Consider the following 2,728-nt stretch of genomic DNA (forward strand, 5'->3'; position numbering starts at 1 on the left):
AGCCGCGATCTCCCCCTGCGAATGCCCCACCACCGCATCCGGCACCACACCAAAAGACGCCCACAACTCAGCCAGGGACACCATCACCGCCCACAACACCGGCTGCACCACATCAACCCGCTCCAACGCCACCGGATCACCCAACACATCCAGCAGATCCCACCCCACGAACGGCGCCAACGCCGCCCCGCACTCCCGCATCCGCCCCGCAAACACCCCCGACGACGCCACCAAACCCGACGCCATCCCCACCCACTGCGAACCCTGACCCGGAAACACAAACACCACCCGGCCCGGCACACCCGACACCGAACCCGACACCACCCCCGGCCCCACACCACCCGACGCCACAACACCGAGACCGAAGAGAAGTTCGCTGCGCCCGGCGCCGAGGACGACCGCGCGGTCGTCGAAGGCGGTCCGGGTGGTGGCGAGCGTCCAGCCGAGATCGACGGCGTCCCAGGTGTTGTCCGGGGACACCGCGAACTCGCGGAGCCGTGCGGCCTGTTCGCGAAGTGCGGCGGTGCCCCGTCCGGACAGCACCCAGGGCAGAGCGGGCGGAAGGTCCGTGCTTGCCGGGACATCGGCCATGGAGCGGTCGTCGTCGCTGTGTTCGAGGATGACGTGGGCGTTGGTGCCGCTCACACCGAACGACGACACCCCAGCCCGCCGCACACCCCCACGCGCCGGCCACTCACGCGCCCGGGTCAACAACTCCACCGCACCCGACGACCAGTCCACATGCGGACTCGGCGCGTCCACATGCAGCGTCCGCGGCAGCACACCATGCCGCATCGCCATCACCATCTTGATCACACCAGCCACACCCGCAGCCGCCTGCGTATGACCGATATTCGACTTCACCGACCCCAGGAACAACGGCCGCCCCGACTCGCGACCCCGCCCATACGTCGCCAACAACGCATCCGCCTCAATCGGATCACCCAACCGCGTCCCCGTGCCGTGTGCCTCCACCGCATCCACGTCCGACACCGACAACCCCGCACCCGCCAACGCCCCACGAATCACCCGCTGCTGCGACGGACCATTCGGCGCCGTCAAACCATTCGACGCACCATCCTGATTCACCGCCGAACCACGCACCACAGCCAACACCGAATGCCCCAGACGCCGCGCATCCGACAAACGCTCCAGGACCAGCAAGCCGACACCCTCACCCCACGCGGTGCCATCCGCCGCAGCCGCGAACGGCTTGCACCGGCCATCAGCCGCAAGCCCCCGCTGCCGCGAAAACTCCACGAACATGCCAGGGGTCGCCATGACGGCCACGCCGCCGGCGAGGGCGAGGGAGCACTCACCGGACCGCAGCGACTGCATCGCCAGGTGCAACGCCACCAACGACGACGAACACGCCGTGTCCACCGTCACCGCGGGGCCCACCAGGCCGAGCTGGTAGGCGATCCGCCCTGACATGACGCTCGGGGTGGCACCGGTGAGCACATGTCCTTCGACGTTCGCGGGCGCCGCGTGCATGCGGGGGCCGTAGTCCTGCGCGGTCGCGCCGACGAACACACCGGTCGCGGTGGCGCGCAGGTTCTCGGGGTTGAGGTGCGCCCGTTCGATGGCTTCCCACGCGGTCTCCAGCAACAGCCGCTGCTGCGGATCCATCGCCAGGGCCTCGCGCGGCGAGATGCCGAAGAAGCCCGCGTCGAACTCCCCGGCGTCGTAGAGGAATCCGCCGTTGTCCGTGTACGTCGTACCGGACGTCGCGCGGTCGGGATCGTGGATGCCGTCGAGGTTCCAGCCGCGCCCGTGCGGNCGCGTCGAACTCCCCGGCGTCGTAGAGGAATCCGCCGTTGTCCGTGTACGTCGTACCGGACGTCGCGCGGTCGGGATCGTGGATGCCGTCGAGGTTCCAGCCGCGCCCGTGCGGGAACGGGCCGACGGCGTCGGTTTCTTCGGCGATCAGCCGCCACAGCGCCTCGGGAGAGTCGGCACCGCCCGGAAAGCGGCAGGCCATGCCCACGATCGCGATCGGTTCGTCGTGGTGACCGCCGGACGCTGCGGCTGACGGTGTCCCGTCGTCGGCGCGTCCGGCCTCGTCCAGCTCGCCGACGACGTAGTCGATGAGTGCCTTGGGGCTCGGGTGGTCGAAGAGCAGGCCGCTCGGCAGCGTGAGGCCGGTGGCCGCCGCCAAGGCGTTGCGGAACTCGACGGCCGTCATGGAGTCGAAGCCCAGGTCGGTGAACGGGGTCCGCGGGTCGAAGGCGCGGTGGTCGGTGTAGCCGAGCGCGGCGGCGACGTGTGCGCGGACGAGGTCTTCGACGGCATTGCGCCGTTCGCGGTGCGAACGGCCGCCACTGTCCGGCGTGTTCGACTGTTCGCCCGGCTGCGGGGCAGCCACGGCAGGCTCGTTCGCGGGTCGGCGCCCGGTGGTGTCGCCGGGCTTCGCGGGCGGGGTGTGCGGGGTGCCGGCTGCGGTGTCGATCCAGTGTCGGCTGCGCTGGAAGGCGTACGTCGGCAGGGGAACGCGCGTCGTTCCCGAACCGGCGAACAGCGCAGGCCAGTCGACGTCGATGCCGCGCGTGAACAGGCGGCCCATCGCGGTGGTGAAGGCGGTGCTTTCCGGCCGGTCGGCACGAAGGGCGGCCACGGCGGCGGAGTCGGGGCTGTCGAGGCAGTCGTCCAGCATGGCCGTGAGCACGGCGTCGGGGCCGAGTTCGAGGAACGTGGTCACACCCTCCGCGTCGAGTGCGCGGGCCGCGTC

The 2,728-nt window shown here is 70.4% G+C and carries 1 pseudogene; it reads right to left on the reverse strand.

The annotated features are described in order from the left end of the window. A pseudogene (locus ACRX5W_RS33180) lies at positions 1-2,653 on the reverse strand (type I polyketide synthase); the annotation flags it as partial. Positions 2,654-2,728 lie beyond the last annotated feature (75 nt).

The organism is Yinghuangia sp. YIM S10712 (assembly GCF_051388935.1).
Classification (GTDB): Bacteria; Actinomycetota; Actinomycetes; order Streptomycetales; family Streptomycetaceae; genus Yinghuangia.